This window comes from Phyllobacterium sp. TAF24, from assembly GCF_052113785.1.
In the GTDB taxonomy this organism is placed as follows: domain Bacteria; phylum Pseudomonadota; class Alphaproteobacteria; order Rhizobiales; family Rhizobiaceae; genus Phyllobacterium.
The window spans coordinates 72,937-92,446 of the sequence record NZ_JBFRDN010000019.1 but is presented as its reverse complement, the minus strand read 5'-3'; the positions used below and the strand labels follow the sequence as shown (position 1 = coordinate 92,446).

Below are 19,510 nucleotides of genomic sequence, written 5' to 3'. Positions count from 1 at the left end.
GTATTTGCCAAGTCCGGTTGGACTGGCGCATGTCTGCACTCAGGTTGGGTTCGATTCGTCAATTTTCAAGATCAGGGGCTCATGACCCGTCGCCTTCAGAAAGCGCTTGAGGTCATCGCTTGCGATAGAGGTTGTCGCATCATTGCTCAGGGGATGCGCATTAATGATATCGTTGCGCATAAGATTTTCATCGAGCACCACCTTTACCTGATGGTCCTCGTCATTGATCACGCCCAGCACACTGACGGAGCCAGGAACAAGCCCAAGATATTCCATCAGCTTTTCCGGCTTTCCAAAGGACACCCGGCTTGAAGCACCAATCTTTGTATGAATCGTCTTGAGATCGACCAGTGCCTCTTCGCCACCAGTCACAAGAAAGAATTTATCCTTCTTGTCTTTAAGAAAAAGGTTCTTGGTGTGAGCACCGGCAACCTGCCCGCGCAAATCCTGTGCTTCGGCGACCGTAAATACCGGTGCATGGCGAATCGTTGACGTTTTGATCCCGAGTTCATCGAGTTTCTGCATCAGCTCGTCATATGTCTTGGGCATTCTGGCTCTCGCGGCACCGATCATCAGGAAATAAGCTTTCTTGTCCTAATCACTTCGACGCGCGCTCTCAAGCGAAAAGCCAGCGATACGGCGTTTAAACAAGTGTTCGACCTTTAGGCCAACGCAATCATTCAACAATTTTTTCGAATATCGTCATAAAGTCGAAAATTCACTGTTGCAATTGCCCTGTGCTTGGGTCATATAGGCCCCGCTTCGCAAGACAAACTGGCACATGCGGGAGTAGCTCAGGGGTAGAGCACAACCTTGCCAAGGTTGGGGTCGAGGGTTCGAATCCCTTCTCCCGCTCCAGTTGTTTGAAGTTCAAAAGGCCCGGTTTTCACCGGGCCTTTTTGCTATTTGAGGCCCCTTTATCCCACTAATATGAGAAGGCATTCTCCCGGTCTCGGTTACTTCGCGGTTACATCTACAACTCGCCCAATCATGACCAGCAACTTGGACAATTTATAATTGCTGATTGCTAAACCGCTGTGACCATAACTCCAAGTATAACAGTTTGGGTACTCGTGCATTTTACCCTGCAAATGCGCGTCCAATAGCCGTAGAGTGTGTCGCAGAATTGCCACCCCATTGTATCTTGCATCGATTGTTCTTTTAAAAGATACTTCCGTATTGCTAGCAATTTGTTGCTAGGGCCGCACCAAAGGAGAGAGCATGCCGATTTACTTGCAGCTTGATGGAATTCAGGGTGATGCGACCCAAGAAACGCACAAGAAGTGGATGGATATCGAAGCCATTCATTGGAACGTAGGCCGTAGAATGAGCACTTCGGCTGGTTCGGCAGCGAACCGCGAAGCATCCGAGCCGACAATCAGCGAAGTTGTCCTGACCAAGGTCAGTGATTCATCTTCGACGAAGTTGTTTCAGGAAGCCGTTTCCGGCAGCTCGGGCAAGCTTGCCACCATTCATCTGGTGACCACAGGCAATCCCGGCCAGACTTATATCGAATACAAGCTGACCAACACTTTGATCGCCAACTATTCGGTTGATTCCAATGGTGATCGTCCGGTTGAGACGCTGCGTTTGAACTTCACGAAGATGGAAGTGAAGTACACACCATACGATGAAAACCAGAAGCCGCAGTCGCCAATGATTGCTTCTTACGATCTCGCCACAACGCGCGCTGCGTAAAGACAAACATGAGAAAGTGGGGCGGGCTATCGTCCGCTTCGCTTGTTATTGGGCGGGGGATCGTCCACTTTAACCTGTCGATTTATCTCAATCTTAGGGTATCGGACCAAAATGGAATTTGACTTCACCGATGCTGGCTTGATTCAGGCTGACCGAATTCTTCGTATTTCGACCTCGCTGGGATTGGACGTGCTTCTGGCGGAGAAGGTTGATCTGCGCGAAGAGATCAATGGGCTGTTTGAAATGCATGTGGATGTCAAATCCAAGCGCACTGACATCAAGCCGGAAGAGCTTGTTGGAACAATAGCCGATGTTTCGCTTGAGATTGCCTATGGGCAGCGCCGCCCGTGGAACGGACTGATCTCAGGATTTCGGGAAGGGCCGCCTGTTTCACGCGGCTTGCGATCCTATCGTCTCGTCATCCGACCGCAACTGTGGTTGCTGTCGCAGCGTTCGGATTGCCGTATCTGGATGGACATGACCACGCTGCAGATTGTCGAAACCCTGCTGTCCGAGCATGGCATAAAGGCGGCTGTAATAGGCGGTGTGGTCAATCCACCGGAACCGATCCATTATTCGGTTCAATGGAACGAAACGGACCTTGCTTATCTCACCCGGCGTTTGGAATATGACGGACTGTTCTACTGGTTCGAACATGAAGATGGTCAACATACGCTACAGATCGCCAGTCATTCCTTCGGTTATACGAAAGGACCGGATACGGACGTGCGGTTTGCAGCTGGTTCCACCGATAGAAATCATATTAATGAATTTACCAGAGATTACCAGTTCACGCCGGGAAAACGTGCTGGAGGTGACTGGAACTTTGAAAAACCGCAGGGACCGCAGGGGGCAACAACACCCTCGCTCGTGTCCCTGCCGAAAAATGCCGAGTATGAGTTGTTCCACTATCCGTCAAAGGCACTCGACCAATCTGCCAATGACCAGGCCTCCAAGTTGCGCATGCAGGCCGTTGAAGCGGATCATGAAAAGATTGAAGGCAATTCGACCGTCAGGACCCTTGCTGCTGGACGGAAGTTCAAACCCTACGAAGTCGCCCATGCGGACCATGTGTTTGAAGAATATGTGGTCACAGCTATCGTACACCGGATCGTTGATCATTCCTATGAGACGGTGGAAGACGGCACGCTTGATTATTCTAACAGCTTTATTGCCCTTCCCTCAAGGCTTCCGGCGACGCCCCACCGGACAACGCCGCAGCCACGCATAGATGGCTCGCAGGTGGCCATTGTCGCCGGACCATCAGGTGAAGAAATCCATCCGGATGAATATGGGAGAATTAAAGTCTGGTATCCATGGCAGAGAAACCGCGCCAAGAAGGACGGTTCTGACACCTGTTGGATCCGTGTGATGCAATCCTGGGCGGGCGGCGGTTTTGGCGCACAAGTCATTCCACGTATCGGCATGGAAGTGATGGTCACCTATCTCGAAGGTGATCCGGACAGACCCGTCGTGACAGGCATCGTGCCCAATCCCAGCACGAAGGTTCCTTATACGCTGCCCGAGAACAAGACACGTACTGTTTTAAGGTCCAATACACACAAGGGACAAGGCTTTAACGAAGTTTCCTTCGAAGACGAGAAGGGCAAGGAGAACCAGTTCTTCCATGCTCAAAAGGATCAGACAACACGGGTTCTGAATAACCGCACGAAACGCGTTGACGCCAATGAGGTTTCGTCCGTAGGCGCTAACCGTGCCGTTGAGGTTGCGGGCAACCAGAAGCACGAGATCGGCGGCTCCATGAACATGGTTGTCGGCGGGACCGGCGCTGGTGCATTGGGCCTCGTCGCACAGGTTGCCGGTCTGGCCGGACAAACGTCCGGTCTGATGCAGCAGGCAGGACAAATAGCAGGCGGTGCCCCCAACCTTGTCAACTTCGCCATGTCACTGGGCCAATCTGCACTTGGCTTTCTCTCGGCAACCGGTCTTGGCGCACGCAATGGCGTTGTCTCCGGGCCAAGCCCACGCTTCGATCAGGGCACAGCACTCGCGGCTTCCGGCGACGGCATGGGGCAAGCCACCGGAGCGTTGTTCCAACTTCCCGGCATCATGAACACTGTCGTCGGCAATTTCAAATCCGACACGATCGGTGTTGCCAGAGCCGAGCAGATTGGCGTGAGCAAAGTAACGAATATCGGATCAACGCACTTCACCCAGATTGGTAAAGAGCAAAACACCAAGGTTGGCAAAACAATCAAGGTAGAGGTTGGCCAGCTTTACAATATTGTTTCCGGTGAGAAATATCACGGCGAGGCCAAAGTCTGGGAGATTTATGCCGACGATGAAATACGCCTATCGGCCCCCGGTGGATATATTGCCATCAACAAAAAGGGTATCAAGCTGTATGCCCTCAAAATTGACATTGAAGGCAATGCAATCAACTTCAAAAAAGGAGGGCCGGGCAAGGGGGCTTCGTGCCTCAAGAAGATGTCGCAGTCACAAACACCGTTTGTGAGGGGAGTGTAGACACAAATGCAAAAGCCGGAGTCTGATGCATCGAGTTCCAACGAAATTGCTCGGGCGCTAAGTGTCGCTTTAGACAGGATGCCACGACCCATTTTTGCTGTGCTTGATGGCGCACATTTCGATGACCTTGAAGATGAACTTGGTGATGCGGGTATCAAGAGCCGCTCGTTGTTTCTCAAGGGTGGTGATGACAACATTCGCCGCGACGGACCATGGATGGTCGCGCTCGATGACAATCACGTTCGCGACCGCATCGAAGAACTTGCTCTCAAAAAACCCTGCGCCGTGTTTTGGTCCTGTCCCGATGGCGAGCAGGCGCTTTGGCAACACCTGCGATCAATCAATAAAGTGCTTGTTCCTGATGACCAAATTCCGGGGAATGACGGCAGTTTAGGTAGGCCTGTCAAATATGAGTGGGTGCTGTTCCGCCATTGGGATCCGAACGTACTGGCCCAAGTCTTGCCAGCGCTTGAGGCAGCGCAATATACGCGTTTCGTGGGGGCGGCCGCAGAAGTACTATTTGCGCCGAGCAATGAATGGAGAAGCGCCTTAATGCGTGCAGGTCACTCCAGAGAATTGCCAAGACCTAAGATTGGGCCATTGAAGCTTACGCCCGATGTAATACAAGTAATCGCATCTCGCCGTTTGGAGGCATCTCGCGCTCGCCGTGCTACTTACCTGCGTCAGACTTGTAAAGATGAAGTAGCCAACGCAAGTGAGGGCGCGATTGCAGAACACATACGCATTAGCGAGGAGACCGGATTAAAGTTAGGACTAGAGTCTGAAGCTGCTCATTGCCGGTGGGCGTTTATTGTATGCAAGTCAAATGGGCGCGTCCTGAAATCAAAGGATGCGCAAAATTATATCTCAAATGGAGGTGATCACCCTGACAACCGGGTAAAGCAATTCATGTCTGATACCTTGAGATGGCTTGAGCAAAGCAACCACAAGGGAATTGGCCAATGAGCGGTTTCTTCGAATATCTGTTTGGCGCTGGAGGGGCCGTAGGTGGGGGTGTTGTTGGTGGCGTAGGGGGCGCCGTCGTTGGAGGCGCGGTTGACGCCGTTCCTGGCGCGGTTGTAGGTGGCGGGGCCGGAGCACTTGCTGGAGGCATCGGTGCGATTCCAGGGGCAATCGGAGGCGCAATAGCGACAGGCGCGCCCGGTGCTACAACAGGAGCAATTGCAGGAGCGGGCGCGGGTGGATATTATGGTTATACCAAAGGTACAGAAGCCGGTGCTACTTTAGACAAGGCCATTAGTGATTGGTGGAATAGCGATCAAGTCGCAAATCAGGCACAAGCGACTCCCGTTCCCGCTACCGCAGGTACACAGACGCAAACTCAAACTGGTGCGGTGGCTGCAACCTGCGCGACAGGCAATTGCCCACCACCAGGTCCCAACTGCAATGATAGAAACAAGAAGATCAAGGAGCGCAGAGACGAACTTGAAGAGCGGTATAATGATATGGTAGAGGATAAAGCAAATATCTTCTATAATCACTATTACAAATGGCAAGCACATCCACAATATAGATCATGGGAAGGCCATCTTGAACAGTATCGCGATAAGCAGAAGAATTTAGCTCGTCAGATGCAAGATGCAGAAAAAGCCGGTTGCAAAATAGATACTCCGGACGCTGAGGAATGGGCGACGAATAGCCCACCACAATCCCCCAAATTTAGATACCCAACTATTACACCGCCTTAACCACTATCGTCCGACATGAAAGTTTAGAGATAGTAATATGAATGATATATACGACGACATGAATTCCCTTATGGCCAATCTTCAGTCGCACGACGGTGTGGACTGGAAAATGGCCCTTGGAGAACTACAGCTTCACTTCAACGAGGCTTGCTTTTGGATTCTAGTCGATAAAGCCGAATCTTCTGGTCAGAGCTTAATCGTTTTTCGGGAGCAGATAAAAGGATTTAAGAATAAATGGGATACAGTGAAATGCACTGTTTCATTTTCAGCAATAGAGGAAAATGAGAAGCTATTTATTGAATACTTAGAAGGAGACGAGATATATGATGAAGAAAAATTAAAAGAAATAGGATCGCGAATTGATCGAGAGCCACTGAGAGATGATGATATATTTGTCTCTGTCATGAACAGAAACGCAACATCCCTCTAAATTTAAGTATAATATATTTCATTACCTCGACAAATGGGTTGTTTGCATATGATAAACAAACAACCCCGAACTATGGAGTATTTTACGTTGCCCGGAACGATAATGCGGGAAAATGGATGAATAGGTTGTTATGGAGAATTTGAACAAGTATGGGACTTCCCGTCACCCTTTTAGGCCACATGCATACTTGTCCGATGGTTGATCCGGGGCCGAGGCCGCATGTTGGTGGTCCCGTCATTTCAACTGCCCAAAATTTCGTCAAGGTAAACGGTATTCCGATTGCAACCGTTGGCTCCAAATGCCTGTGTAGCGGCGTACCGACAACAGCGGCCATTACCGGCGGCTCTTCAGTCGCCAAGATCGACGGTAAGAAAGTTGCCCGCACCACCGATGGTTGCGAGCACGGCGGCAAGCTTGTTCAAGGTGTGGATTGGTTGACCTTCGAATGAAAATTACGCAGGAAGAAGTTGCGACTATTCGGAACTTTCTTCGGCCTTTTGCATAACCGTGTATGGATCGATAGGCACCGCTCTGCACATCATAATAAACTCCGCTGCATCCAGACGACGCTCACCCAATTCAACTTTAGATATAAAAGTTTGTCGCTGGCCAAGACGCTTTCCCAATTCAACTTGGGTTACGCCGACATCCTTGCGAGCCTCTACGAGAAGCTCAATCATCTTTCGATAAAGATCAGAATGGATAGATGTCACGATGAAACGCCGATATTGAGACCAGCGTTCTTTAGAAACCCGAATTTATAGTACCCCAAAATCGGGTATTCCGATTATACTATCTTGGCAGAGTTGATTCGAGACAACACTGAAAGCGCGGGTTGGAGCGTTATCATACTGAAATAATTGACAAAAATTCTCTTGGCGTGTTCTGATTGACCATAACATGCGCTGATTTACTGCAGGGGGTAAAATGATAAGCGATGATCCTGATTTGAGATTTTGGCCAGTTCGCGGCACTCTAACCAATGTGCAATACACGTCCTCCGCGTATCACCATGTGAGTGGTGTAATGGGCGTCATCGACGCCCCCATACCGAACCAAATAGAGAAGTCGGAAGTGCTATTGGCCTCGTGCGAGCTTGATGATTTGATTGATGTTATAGACGCGAATGGTAAGCGATTGGATTATTGTTCTCATCTACAGATTCATTTCTATCGTGCATCAGGCAGATTGGGCTTCCCTCACGGCAAAGACGATAGACAATCTAGGAACATTCACGAATTCATTGTTAGCGCGAGCCGGATATGGAAAGAGCCACTTCGCGATAAGGTCAAAAGCTACACAGCAAATGTTTTCTTGCCTGATGACTTGTTCGACCAAATTTTAAACTCTCCTACACCTGATGAAACCATCAAAGCGGACTTTCAATTGGATCGCCTTCAGAGCAGCGTGAAAAATGGTGCAATTGCAGAACAAAGCTTACCAAAACTATTTATTACACAAGGTGAAAACGTCACGTTCATCTGCCATGGAATTGCCGTCACAAGATCACTGGCGCGGACACTGCAGAGTGAGATAACAAAACCCAAACGACGTTGGTGGCGAAAATACATTGGTGTCGTTTGCATAGGCATTGTCAGTGCTGCCATTCAATACACGTCTACGTCCACGGCGTTATTTGTGGCATCGGTGATCATACTTATATGGCTGACCGAAATTGATGACAAATTATGGAGCGTTTCCAGCAAGGAATCGTCGCCAACATAGTTGGGCGCGTACTGCGTATTCATTTTCGACTGAATTACAAGGCCGCACGGGTCCCGGCCTCAACTCTCCCGATTATCAAAATTAGGGGAGGGTCAAACATTCCCGGATGCGCTCCATGGAAGTAACTAAGCATTTGATAAAACTCGTATAATTGCACACAATATATCCGCTGTGTTTTACTCGATTGGAGCAATCGGAAAAGTGAAATGCAGCAATTTCTTGTCACGGATATCGTCACGCAACAAACACAGATTCTAAATCTGGATGAAGCGTCAAACCTCGCTCAAATGAGCACTAATGATCTTGAGGTTGTACTGGCGGAGTATGGAATCTGCGAGACTGCGCGTCACACTGTTGTCGAGATCATTGTCGCGTTGAACCCTCACCAAAGAACACTTGCTTAGCTAATTTCAGTGAGCCAGGAAGCGGCACTCCCGTGCAGGCCTCTGGCGGGCAGCTACGTGCCGCTCGCCAGCGGCCTAGTGCGGTTCCGTGGCACCACGGCGTGGCAGGGCTATACCACTGGCCGCTAGCCAGCAGCACCATAGGCTTCCTCCAGTGTTTCCACAGCCACCTCCCCACCACGAACAGCTTGCGTGTAGTGACCCAATGTAACTGTTGCGTTGGCATGACCAGCAAGCCGAGCTACAAGCCCAACCCCAATACCCTTCGCCTGCATATTGTCGAGATAAATGAATGCCGAGCACTATGCGGCGTCACATAAGGCAGACCCAATTTGGTACATGCATTGTTGTTATTTCATATTTGTTACTGGAACATCTATAAATTTCTGAGAACTATTGTGTGCACTGGAAAATGTTGCGGTTCCAGTGTGGTTACCGTTTACAGCCTTTGCCATACTACATGAGAATTACTTGAAATCGTATCTAGTTCATCGTTTCACACTCTCTCACATTGGAAGAATTCGTACAGACCGGAATTTTGGATGAAACCCACGACCCCCTTAAACCAGTCGGACAATCTTATTTCGCCTTTGCCAAGGTTGGGGTCGAGGGTTCGAATCCCTTCTCCCGCTCCAGTTGTCCGAAGATCAAAAGGCTCAGGTTCACCTGGGCCTTTTTGCTATCTGGAGTTTATTCCCTGCCCTTAAAGCGCTGCTTTGATAAGCAATGTGCAATTGCAATCCGTGTTCAATGCGCTAAACCCTACAACCATGGCACAGAAGAAAGCGCATGAGGTTGATTCCTTCCTGAAAAGGCTCGATCGAGCCTATCCCATTGTGCTTCTTTACGGTCCGGACAAAGGCCTGGTGAGCGAAAGGGCAAGGAGTTTCATCAAACTAACCGGGCTCTCACAGGATGATCCCTTCGCCGTCATCCGTCTGGACGCCGATGATATTCAGGCAGAACCTGGCCGTCTTTCCGATGAAGCCAATACAATTTCCATGTTTGGTGGCGAGCGCCTGATCTGGGTCCGTAACGCATCAGGGCAAAAGGGATTGGCCGATGCCGTAACGCATCTGACCAAAACACCACCCGTAGACACGTTTATCCTCATCGAGGCTGGCGATCTGAAAAAGGGCGCAGGCCTGCGTGGCATTGTCGAACAAAGCGCCAGTGCCATGGCACTGCCTTGCTATAGCGACGATGCCAAGGGGATCGATGCAACCATTGACGATATGCTTGCAAGGAATCAGTTGCAGATCACGCTGGATGCCCGCAATCTGCTCAAGGAAAGCCTTGGCGGTGACCGTTTGGCGACCCGTGCCGAGCTGGAGAAAATTTGCCTTTACGTTCATGGCCGGGAACGTATCACCATTGAGGATGTTCGCGATATCATCGGCGATGTCAGTGCAACATCCTACGAAACGATTATCGATGCGCTCATGACTGGCAATCTCAACGATTTCACCCACGCATTTGATCGGGTAATCGGCTCGGGTTCATCAAGCTTCCTCATTCTAAGCTCAGCTATACGGCAGTTCCAGACGCTTCAGTCCCTGCGTTACGGCATGGAGACAGAAGGCAAAAATGCCGGTTCCGCCGTGGCAGGTGCACGTCCGCCGGTATTTTTCTCCAGACGTCGACTTGTCGAGACAGCATTGCAGCGCTGGACAACGCAGACATGCGCCAAAGCCATTGAAAGATTGCAAAAAACCGTTCTGGAAAGTCGTCGCAACGCGGTACTATCCATTCCGATCATTCGGCAATCACTCATAGCTTTGGCTGCCGAGGCTGCGCGAGCAGGGCGGAGCGGGCGTTAGGTAACGCACGCAAGAATCCGCGACTAGCCAGAGAATAAGCATTTGAATTAAAACGATAATATACCGTTACGTCACGCTAGCTTTGCAGGCGCCGGCAAATTTCATCCAACTGCTCCAGCGTCGTATAGTGAATACGCACATCCCCACCCTTTGCCTGGTGGTTAACCGTAACACGCATCCCCGTGACGTCGGAGAGCAGCTTTTCCAATGCCCGCGTATCGGCGTCTTTATTCTCATCATTGTCGGCCTTGACTTTGGGTGCCGCTGGTTTGTTTCCGCCGCCCTGTGCCAGAGCTTCAGCCTGACGAACCGAAAGACCATCGCGAATAATCCGATCAGCAAGAAGCCCGGGATTCTCCGCTGTGATCAGCGTGCGCGCATGCCCGGCTGAAAGAGCACCGTTCGTAATATGGTCGCGCACTGGCTCAGGCAATTTCAGCAAACGCAGCGTATTGGCCACATGACTGCGGCTCTTGCCGATCACCTGCGCCAGATCCGCCTGCGTGTATTCATGATCATCGATAAGCTGCTGATACCCCATACCTTCTTCGATCGGGTTGAGATCGGCACGTTGTACGTTCTCGATAATAGCCAGTTCAAGTGCAACGCGGTCATCCACTTCGCGGATAATGACAGGAACAGTTGTCAGACCGGCACGTTGCGCGGCACGCCAGCGCCGTTCACCGGCAATCAGTTCGTAGCGATCCGCCGAATCCTTGGCAGGGCGAACGACAACGGGCTGAACGATGCCATGCTCTCGGATCGACTGTGTAAGGTCTTCAAGATCAGCTTCCGTGAACAGGCGGCGCGGATTGCGTGGATTGCGGCTGACAAACTCAATAGGAACCTGACGATCCAACGTTGCAATACGCGGAGGAACGTTTTCTTCCGGTAGACGGTCCATCTCTCCAATGAGCGCGGCAAGACCACGACCGAGGCGTTTTTTTGACGGATCTTCATTCATTGTCATAGGCTCTCATAAATGTTTCGTATTCGAATCGATATCAAGCGGCGCGCAAATGCCGCTCTCTTTGAATAACTTCCGATGCAAGCTGCAGATAAGCCTGACTACCGGCGCACTTCAAATCATAAAGGATGGCCGGTGTTCCATAGGATGGTGCTTCTGATACCCGAACATTGCGTGGGATCACGGTACGATACACCTTATCGCCCATAAATGAGCGCACATCATCAACGACTTGCGTCGCAAGATTGTTACGGCCATCAAACATTGTCAGCACGATACCCTGGATGGTCAAAGACGGATTGAGGGCCGTGCGCACCTGATTTACCGTTTCCAGCAACTGACTTAAACCCTCCAGAGCAAAGAACTCACACTGCAAGGGGACAAGGACAGAATCGGCAGCCGCCATAGCATTCATCGTCAAAAGGTTGAGGGATGGCGGGCAATCAATCAAAATATAGGTGAAAGGGGAGGCCACATTGTTACCCCGAAACGCCTTACGCAAACGGGTGGCACGATCTCCGGACCCGGCGATTTCCATTTCAACACCAAGAAGGTCAAGTGTCGATGGGATCAATGAGAGATTGGGAACTGCCGTTGCAATTGCTGCCTCTTCAACCGACGCAGTCTGCATGAGAACGTCGTAGGACGACAATTCACGATTTTTGCGGTCAATTCCAAGCCCGGTGCTGGCATTACCCTGTGGATCGAGATCGACAATCAACACATTCTCGCCAATGGCCGCGAGCGCCGTGGCCAGATTAATAGCGGTCGTGGTTTTGCCCACACCACCCTTTTGGTTGGCTATGGTAATGATACGAGTCTGACTGTTCATCACTGTCTTCCCAAGCAAATCATCGTTATCGACGACCGAAATCGAAAAGTGGTGTTACTTTACCGCCGAATTGCGCCGCACATTGCTGATCTGCAGCACGACCGACTCAACATCAACCACACTTGGATGTTGTACCAGATCAAAGGACCAGCCGTCACGGCTTTCCTCGATCTCCCGCCGGTAATCCCGGCCTTTTTGGAAAAGAGCCGTTGCACCACCTGCCAGCCAAGGCTCAGTAAGTACAAACAGCTCCTTAAGGGGAGCAAGCGCGCGCGCGGTAATAACATCAGGAGTTGGAATTTTCGCCCAAACAGCATCAATTCTGGCGGAATGAACTATGCCAGGCGTCGCGAATTGAGCCAAAGCAGTGCGAAGAAAAGCTGCTTTCTTGCCATTACTCTCCACGAGGTCGATCTTTGCGCCTGCCTTTTCCTTCAAAAGAATGGCGAGAATAACGCCCGGAAAGCCACCGCCCGAACCAAGATCAAGCCATTGTTTAGCATCAGGGAGCAAGGGATAGAGCTGAGCACTATCGATAATGTGCCGCTCCCACAACTCATCCAGCGTGGCAGGGGAGGCAAGATTGATTGCTTTTGACCATTTTCGAAACAGGTCTTCAAAGCCTATCAGGTCCGCCACTGTTTCACGTGAAACAGTTGGCAAGACTTCCCGCAGTCGCTTCTCGCGCCGATCGCTCACGCTACATCTCTCGCAATAGAGCTGCGACGTATTTGCGCAATAATTAAAGCGAGTGCTGCAGGCGTCATGCCATCAATACGCTGTGCTTCGGCAATGGATCTGGGCTGACGCTGCTGAAGCTTTTGTTTCAATTCATTGGACAGTCCCGAAACTGCCGAAAAATCGATGCTCTTTGGAATGAGCAGTGCCTCTTCGCGTTCCATCGCCGCAACATCGGCTTTCTGTCGCTCGAGATAGACAGCATATTGCGCTTCAATCTCGAGCGCTTCTGCTATCCGCCCTGTGACTGATGTTAGTTCTGGCCAGATAGCGGTGAGGCGGGCAAGGTCGATATCGGGAAAGGCAAGAAGCTCATAGGCTGATCGGCGGACGCCATCTTGGTTCAAATGCAAATTCACCGAAGCTGCTGCATTTGGCGTGATATTCAGTCGCTTAGCCATCTGCCGCGCCGCATCCAACTCCTGCGTGCGTTTCTCGAACCGCGCTCTGCGCGCAGAGCCAAGAATTCCCAAGTCATCCGCCATTGGGGTAAGCCGCTCATCTGCATTATCAGCACGCAAAGAAAGTCGAAATTCCGCACGAGAGGTGAACATTCGATAGGGTTCGCTGACGCCGCGCGATGTCAGATCATCGACCATCACACCAATGTAAGCCTCGGTACGCTGTATAACGAACGGTTCACTGCCGCTTGATAGTCGGGCCGCATTGAGGCCGGCCAACAGACCCTGTGCAGCTGCCTCTTCATATCCAGTCGTTCCGTTGATTTGTCCGGCAAGAAACAGACCACCAATACGTCGCGTCTGAAGGCTCCGATCCAACTCGCGTGGATCAATGAAGTCATACTCAATGGCATAACCCGGTTGCAGCATAATCGCATGCTCGAGACCAGGTATTGTCTTGAGAATTTCCAGTTGCACTTCTTCGGGAAGCGAAGTGGAAATACCATTCGGATAAACCGTATTGTCATCCAAGCCCTCGGGCTCCAGAAAAATCTGGTGGCCATCGCGATCGCCAAACTTGACGATCTTGTCCTCTACCGACGGGCAATAACGCGGTCCAATGCCTTCAATCGATCCTGAATACATGGCTGAACGATGCAGATTCGCCCGGATCACCGCATGCGAAGCGGCTGTTGTACGTGTGATCCCGCAATCGATCTGAGGATTGGTGATAGCATCCGTCATCAATGAAAAGGGCAGCGGATCCTCGTCCGCAGACTGAACGTCAAGAGCCTTCCAATCGATTGTGCGCCCATCCAGACGTGGGGGTGTTCCGGTTTTTAGGCGCCCCAAAGCGAATTCATGCTTGGCCAATGTGTCGGATAGACCGAGCGCCGGGGCTTCACCCATTCGTCCAGCCGGTATTTTCTTCTCACCAATATGAATGAGCCCACGTAGAAATGTTCCCGTTGTCAGAACAACCGAACCACAAGATAGAACACGTCCATCCATCAGCTGTATGCCCGAAATCTTTCCATCTTGAATGACGAGATCATTGGCCCCCCCTTCGATAACGGTCAGATTCGGCTGTTCAGCAATGGCCGACTGCATGGCAAGACGATACAATTTCCGGTCGGCCTGTGTGCGGGGACCACGCACAGCCGGGCCCTTTCGCCGATTGAGCAGACGAAATTGAATACCGGCAGCATCAGCGACGCGGCCCATCAAACCATCCAGAGCATCAATTTCGCGGACAAGATGGCCTTTTCCCAGACCACCAATCGCCGGGTTGCAGGACATCACGCCAATCGTGCCAGCTTTATGCGTAACCAAAGCGGTTCGCGCACCAAAGCGAGCGGAGGCTGCTGCAGCTTCACAGCCTGCATGTCCACCCCCAATGACAATAACGTCGAAATTGTCTTCCACGAGCCAAACTTTCTGAGATTCGAATTTAGTGCCTTGATGAGCAAAACAGCGCCGTGAGTCAAGTGTGAGTCAAGGAACGATGTTTCACGTGAAACAATTCGATGAAGTCAATCTGGCAACTGATCCTCAATTGTTTCACGTGAATCATTTCCCGATACAGAACTGGGAGAATACCACATCCAGAATATCTTCAACATCCACGTCGCCGGTAATCCGTCCCAGTGCGTGGGAAGCCCGGCGTAGATACTCCGCCCGTACCTCCAGCGGAGCATCCTCATCCACCACCGCCTGATTGATCTCACGGCTGGTCTCAGTCAGCAGTTCCATATGACGCCGACGTGTTGGCAGGGGATCTGAGAGATTGCCCGCGGCCGCCTCGGCTTTGGTTTTCAGGGTATCAAGGAGTTCAGCCAAACCAGTATTGGATTGAGTCGACAATGTTAGATCAAAATCATCTGACGTTGTTTGATGGCGTAGATCTGTTTTCGTGCCGACCCGCAAGATGTCATTGCCTGCAAGCTGCTCCAAGGGAACGGGTAGGGGGTGAGATATATCGATAAGTGCCAGAACCAAATCTGCAGACGAGGCGCGTTCAAGCGCCCGATCAATGCCGATTTTCTCCACCTTGCCTTCTGTTTCCCGTAGGCCCGCTGTATCTGTAATGAGTACAGGAAGGCCGCCCAGATCAAGCTTGATCTCAATGAGGTCCCGCGTTGTGCCAGGTTCATCCGAAACAATAGCAACATCACTCCCGGCCAGTGCATTCAACAGACTGGATTTACCTGCATTCGGAGCGCCAATGATGACGACCCGAAAACCATCACGGATGATTGCACCGCGCTTGCCGTCCGCAACGTGCTTTTCAATCCTCTCTGCCAAATCCCGCATGGATAGCCAGACCTGATCGGAGACCGAGCCGGGCACATCGGATTCATCGGCAAAATCCAGCTCCGCTTCAATCAGAGCGCGTGCGCGGATCATTTCCGTGCGCCAGGAAGAGTAGAGTTGAACCTGTGACCCGGACGCAATCTGCAGGGCGAGGCGACGTTGCCCATCGGTTTCCGCCGCTATCAAATCTGCGAGGCCTTCCGCTACGGTCAGATCGAATTTTGCATTGGCAAAAGCGCGCCGCGTGAATTCGCCCGCCTCGGCAAGCCGGCAGTTCTCGAATGTGTAGAGAAGTGAAATCATGGAATCCACGACGGCGCGCCCGCCGTGCAGATGAAATTCACCACAATCTTCGCCGGTAAAACTGTTCGGATTGGGGAAGAACACTACGAGTCCCCGATCAACGAGATTTCCTTCTCTATCCTTGAACGACCGCAGCTCGGCACGGCGTGGTTCTGGAAGTCGACCGCAAATTGTTTCGATAACGAATCGAGTTTGGGAGCCGGAAATACGCAGCACCGCCACGCCCGACGGCAAACGCCCGCTCGACAGGGCGAAGATGGTTTCAGGAAAATTCTCGTTCTGTTTCATTTGTTGCTATCCGCGTCTACACTCGCAGCCTTGATAGACCTCACGGCACCATTCGGAAAGAGCACAGTCTCCAATGTATCAGCAAGCCAATTTGCTCGGACAGGAATCCAGTCCCTATTTGCGACAACACGCCCATAATCCCGTTCACTGGCGACCTTGGGGGAAGCTTGCATTGCAGGAAGCACGGGAAACAGGCAAACCCATACTGCTTTCCGTGGGCTATGCCGCCTGCCACTGGTGTCACGTCATGGCGCACGAGTGTTTCGAAGACCAGCAAGTGGCTGATCTCATGAACGCCCACTACGTCAACATCAAAGTTGACCGGGAAGAGCGGCCGGATATTGACCAGATATATATGGCAGCGCTTGGAGCTATGGGAGAACAAGGCGGCTGGCCGCTTACAATGTTTCTCACCCAGGATGCAAAACCCTTCTGGGGGGGAACCTATTTTCCCAAGAACTCGCGCTATGGTCGGCCGGGTTTCATAGATGTGCTGCAATCCATTGACCGGGTATGGCGCGAAGACCGTGCCCGCGTTGTCCAGAATGTCGATGCGCTTACGGATCATGTCAGCGCGCGCCTTGATGCAAAAGCGACGGCCATCCCGCTCGACAGGCAGCTCTTTGATCAATTCGCCGTCAATATAGCGGGCATGATTGACATGAAAAAGGGTGGTCTTACCGGCGCGCCTAAATTTCCCAATGCTCCTTTTATGGACACACTTTGGCTTTCCTGGCTTCGGAGCGGCAATATTCAGCACCGCGACGCATTCCTCAAAAGCCTGCGAATGATGCTCCAAGGTGGGATCTATGATCATCTCGGCGGCGGGCTGTCGCGATATTCCGTCGATGATGACTGGCTTGTCCCGCATTTTGAGAAGATGCTTTACGATAATGCGCAATTCATTCGTCATGCGACTTATGCCTATGCGGAAACCAAAGATGAATTGTTCCGCATACGAATCGAAGAGACCATTGATTGGTTGAGGCGGGAAATGCTGGCAAATGGTGCGCGTTTTGCCTCAAGCCTTGACGCGGATAGCGAAGGGGAGGAGGGACGTTTCTACGTTTGGTCCGCGAGCGAAATTTCAGACGCTACGGAGTTTCAAGCGTTCAGAACAACCTATGACGTCACGCCTGAAGGAAATTGGGAAGGCAAGACAATTCTGAACCGCCTTAAATCTCCGGATGCCTTCAACACCGATACTGAGACAGATCTATTGAAGGTCCGGCAAATCCTCTTTGCTCAACGTGAAAAACGCATCCATCCCAATCGCGATGACAAATCATTGACTGATTGGAATGGGCTCATGATTCGCGCGCTGGCGGAAGCATCGCGTGTTTTTGAGCGCGCGGATTGGCTCGAATTGGCTATCAACTCTTATCGTTCCATATCCGAATCGATGGTCGACGGACGCTTGCCACATTCCGTTCTCGGCCAATCGCAACTTTTTCCCGGTCTTTCATCGGATTACGCAGCTATGATTAACGCGGCAGTCTCTCTGTATGAGGCCACGCAGGACAAAACGTTTCTCAGCGACGCAAGCCGCTGGCTCGAAGCCCTTGATCGCTGGCACATGACCGCTGAAGGAAATTACGCCCTCAGTGCCGCCGACAGCACTGACGTTATCATCCGCGTGCGTGGCGACCAAGACGAGGCAATACCCAGCGCTACGGGACAGATCCTCGAAGCAATTATCCGTCTGGCAACAACCACTGCGGACTATGCGCTACAACAGAGAGCTGAGAAACTTGCAGAGAATGCTATTGGCCGCGTTCTTGAACAGCGCTATGGCCAGGCCGGCGTTCTCAACAGCGCCAGCCTGTTGCTTGAACCGATGAAGCTTGTCCTTGTCACCACCGATAAAGAGCATCCACTTATCCGTATTGCGAATAGCCACCCAGATCCGCGGCGAACCGACATATGGATAAAGTTCGAAGAGAATACAAAAATTGAGCTCGTGCCCGGCGCCGGTGAATTCACCATAAAAAAACCCGCGGCCTATCTGTGCCGCGGGCTTGTTTGTCTGGCTCCTGTGGAAACGGCGGAGGCGCTCGCAGAGCTGCTTAAGCCGAAACCGTCAGAGCATTAGGTATTCATTGAATCGAAGAACTCGCCATTCGTCTTGGTCTGCTTGAGCTTGTCGATAAGGAACTCGATTGCATCTGTTGTACCCATCGGAGCGAGGATACGGCGCAGAACAAAGATCTTCTGCAGATCCTGACGCGGTACCAGCAGGTCTTCCTTACGTGTACCGGATTTGAGAATATCCATTGACGGGAAGATGCGCTTGTCAGCAACCTTGCGGTCGAGCACGATTTCCGAGTTGCCTGTACCCTTGAATTCTTCAAAGATAACTTCATCCATGCGGCTGCCGGTATCAATCAAAGCCGTCGCAATAATGGTGAGCGATCCACCTTCTTCGATATTACGCGCAGCACCAAAGAAACGTTTCGGGCGCTGCAATGCGTTGGCATCCACACCACCGGTCAGTACCTTGCCGGATGATGGCACGACGGTGTTGTAGGCGCGGCCAAGGCGGGTAATGGAATCGAGAAGAATAACGACGTCACGGCCATGCTCAACAAGGCGCTTTGCCTTTTCGATGACCATTTCTGCCACTTGAACGTGACGGGATGCCGGTTCATCGAACGTAGAAGAGACAACTTCACCCTTCACCGAGCGCTGCATATCCGTCACTTCTTCCGGACGTTCATCAATAAGAAGAACGATCAGATAGCATTCCGGATGGTTTGCGGTGATTGAATGAGCAATGTTCTGAAGAAGAACAGTCTTACCGGTACGGGGCGGAGCGACGATCAGACCGCGCTGGCCTTTACCAAGTGGTGCCACCAGATCAATGACACGAGCCGACAGATCTTTGGTAGTCGGGTTTTCCAGTTCCATCTTGAAGCGCTCATTTGGATAGAGCGGCGTCAGATTGTCAAAATGGATCTTGTGGCGAATCTTTTCCGGGTCTTCGAAGTTGATCGTGTTGACCTTGAGAAGAGCAAAATAACGTTCGCCTTCCTTGGGTCCACGAATCGGACCTTCAACCGTATCGCCGGTTTTCAGTGAAAACCGCCGGATTTGCGACGGTGAAATATAGATGTCATCAGGGCCTGGGAGATAATTTGCATTGGCAGAACGCATAAAGCCGAAGCCATCCTGCAATATCTCGACCACACCTTCGCCGATAATCTCGACATCCTGGGAAGCCAGTTTTTTCAAGATTGCAAACATCAATTCCTGTTTGCGCATGACACTGGCGTTTTCAACTTCCAGTGTTTCAGCAAACGCCAGAAGGTCTACTGGCGTCTTGTTCTTGAGTTCTTGTAGTTTCATTTCCTGCATGTGTGCGGAACTCTTAATTCTATAGGTTTGAAATGGGGAAG

At 51.4% G+C, this 19,510-nt stretch carries 17 protein-coding genes and 1 tRNA gene; 10 read left to right on the top strand and 8 right to left on the bottom strand.

Translation table 11 applies throughout. The features are described from left to right. Nucleotides 1-39 precede the first annotated feature (39 nt). On the bottom strand, nt 40-549 hold the full coding sequence (locus tag AB4Y96_RS16885) for a prolyl-tRNA synthetase associated domain-containing protein (protein ID WP_441918566.1): 510 nt from the start codon (nt 547-549) through the stop codon (nt 40-42). A 234-nt stretch (nt 550-783) separates the two neighbouring features. Here AB4Y96_RS16885 and AB4Y96_RS16880 point away from each other — a divergent pair. From AB4Y96_RS16880 to AB4Y96_RS16850, 7 genes are all read left to right on the top strand, one after another. Then, a tRNA-Gly gene (locus tag AB4Y96_RS16880) sits at nt 784-858 on the top strand. A gap of 363 nt (nt 859-1,221) precedes the next feature. Beyond that, nucleotides 1,222-1,698 (top strand): Hcp family type VI secretion system effector, encoded by a 477-nt coding sequence (locus tag AB4Y96_RS16875; protein ID WP_441918565.1) that lies wholly within the window; start codon nt 1,222-1,224, stop codon nt 1,696-1,698. A 111-nt stretch (nt 1,699-1,809) separates the two neighbouring features. After that, nucleotides 1,810-4,185: a type VI secretion system Vgr family protein gene (locus AB4Y96_RS16870; protein WP_441918564.1), complete on the top strand. Its 2,376-nt coding sequence runs from the start codon at nt 1,810-1,812 to the stop codon at nt 4,183-4,185. A gap of 6 nt (nt 4,186-4,191) precedes the next feature. Beyond that, nucleotides 4,192-5,151 (top strand): DUF4123 domain-containing protein, encoded by a 960-nt coding sequence (locus AB4Y96_RS16865; RefSeq protein ID WP_441918563.1) that lies wholly within the window; start codon nt 4,192-4,194, stop codon nt 5,149-5,151. Further along, on the top strand, nt 5,148-5,894 hold the full coding sequence (locus AB4Y96_RS16860) for a hypothetical protein (protein WP_441918562.1): 747 nt from the start codon (nt 5,148-5,150) through the stop codon (nt 5,892-5,894). Before AB4Y96_RS16865 ends, AB4Y96_RS16860 begins: the two co-directional genes overlap by 4 nt. Before the next feature lie 70 nt (nt 5,895-5,964). Next, on the top strand, nt 5,965-6,324 hold the full coding sequence (locus tag AB4Y96_RS16855) for a hypothetical protein (protein ID WP_441918561.1): 360 nt from the start codon (nt 5,965-5,967) through the stop codon (nt 6,322-6,324). Between the two features lie 149 nt (nt 6,325-6,473). Continuing rightward, the gene (locus tag AB4Y96_RS16850; protein ID WP_441918560.1) at nt 6,474-6,773 is read left to right on the top strand and encodes a PAAR domain-containing protein; all 300 of its coding nucleotides are present in this window, start codon (nt 6,474-6,476) and stop codon (nt 6,771-6,773) included. Between the two features lie 24 nt (nt 6,774-6,797). Here AB4Y96_RS16850 and AB4Y96_RS16845 read toward each other — a convergent pair whose 3' ends face one another. Then, on the bottom strand, nt 6,798-7,037 hold the full coding sequence (locus AB4Y96_RS16845; RefSeq protein WP_441918559.1) for a helix-turn-helix domain-containing protein: 240 nt from the start codon (nt 7,035-7,037) through the stop codon (nt 6,798-6,800). Nucleotides 7,038-7,251: 214 nt separating this feature from the next. On the opposite strand from AB4Y96_RS16845, the gene AB4Y96_RS16840 reads away from it, so the two are divergent. Then, on the top strand, nt 7,252-8,049 hold the full coding sequence (locus AB4Y96_RS16840; protein WP_441918558.1) for a hypothetical protein: 798 nt from the start codon (nt 7,252-7,254) through the stop codon (nt 8,047-8,049). 1,174 nt (nt 8,050-9,223) lie between these two features. Continuing rightward, the gene (holA, locus tag AB4Y96_RS16835; RefSeq protein ID WP_441918578.1) at nt 9,224-10,273 is read left to right on the top strand and encodes a DNA polymerase III subunit delta; all 1,050 of its coding nucleotides are present in this window, start codon (nt 9,224-9,226) and stop codon (nt 10,271-10,273) included. 76 nt (nt 10,274-10,349) lie between these two features. Here the strand turns inward: holA and AB4Y96_RS16830 are convergent, their stop codons facing one another. The 5 genes from AB4Y96_RS16830 to mnmE all read right to left on the bottom strand — a co-directional run bounded on the left by AB4Y96_RS16830 (nt 10,350) and on the right by mnmE (nt 16,115). Next, a complete protein-coding gene (locus tag AB4Y96_RS16830; RefSeq protein WP_091880202.1) occupies nt 10,350-11,237 on the bottom strand; it encodes a ParB/RepB/Spo0J family partition protein in 888 nt (295 codons plus the stop codon). A 40-nt stretch (nt 11,238-11,277) separates the two neighbouring features. Beyond that, nucleotides 11,278-12,072 (bottom strand): ParA family protein, encoded by a 795-nt coding sequence (locus AB4Y96_RS16825; protein ID WP_441918557.1) that lies wholly within the window; start codon nt 12,070-12,072, stop codon nt 11,278-11,280. A gap of 54 nt (nt 12,073-12,126) precedes the next feature. Further along, nucleotides 12,127-12,771, bottom strand: coding sequence for a 16S rRNA (guanine(527)-N(7))-methyltransferase RsmG (gene rsmG, locus AB4Y96_RS16820; protein ID WP_441918556.1), 645 nt, complete (start codon nt 12,769-12,771; stop codon nt 12,127-12,129). After that, the gene (gene mnmG / locus AB4Y96_RS16815) at nt 12,768-14,636 is read right to left on the bottom strand and encodes a tRNA uridine-5-carboxymethylaminomethyl(34) synthesis enzyme MnmG (RefSeq protein ID WP_441918555.1); all 1,869 of its coding nucleotides are present in this window, start codon (nt 14,634-14,636) and stop codon (nt 12,768-12,770) included. Before mnmG ends, rsmG begins: the two co-directional genes overlap by 4 nt. Nucleotides 14,637-14,780: 144 nt before the next feature. Continuing rightward, complete coding sequence (gene mnmE / locus AB4Y96_RS16810; RefSeq protein WP_441918554.1) at nt 14,781-16,115, bottom strand: tRNA uridine-5-carboxymethylaminomethyl(34) synthesis GTPase MnmE; 1,335 nt, start codon at nt 16,113-16,115, stop codon at nt 14,781-14,783. 73 nt (nt 16,116-16,188) lie between these two features. Here mnmE and AB4Y96_RS16805 point away from each other — a divergent pair, with 73 nt between their 5' ends. Then, nucleotides 16,189-18,207 (top strand): thioredoxin domain-containing protein, encoded by a 2,019-nt coding sequence (locus AB4Y96_RS16805; RefSeq protein WP_441918553.1) that lies wholly within the window; start codon nt 16,189-16,191, stop codon nt 18,205-18,207. Here the strand turns inward: AB4Y96_RS16805 and rho are convergent. Further along, nucleotides 18,204-19,469: a transcription termination factor Rho gene (rho, locus tag AB4Y96_RS16800; protein ID WP_091879370.1), complete on the bottom strand. Its 1,266-nt coding sequence runs from the start codon at nt 19,467-19,469 to the stop codon at nt 18,204-18,206. The genes AB4Y96_RS16805 and rho overlap by 4 nt on opposite strands. Between the last annotated feature and the right edge of the window lie 41 nt (nt 19,470-19,510).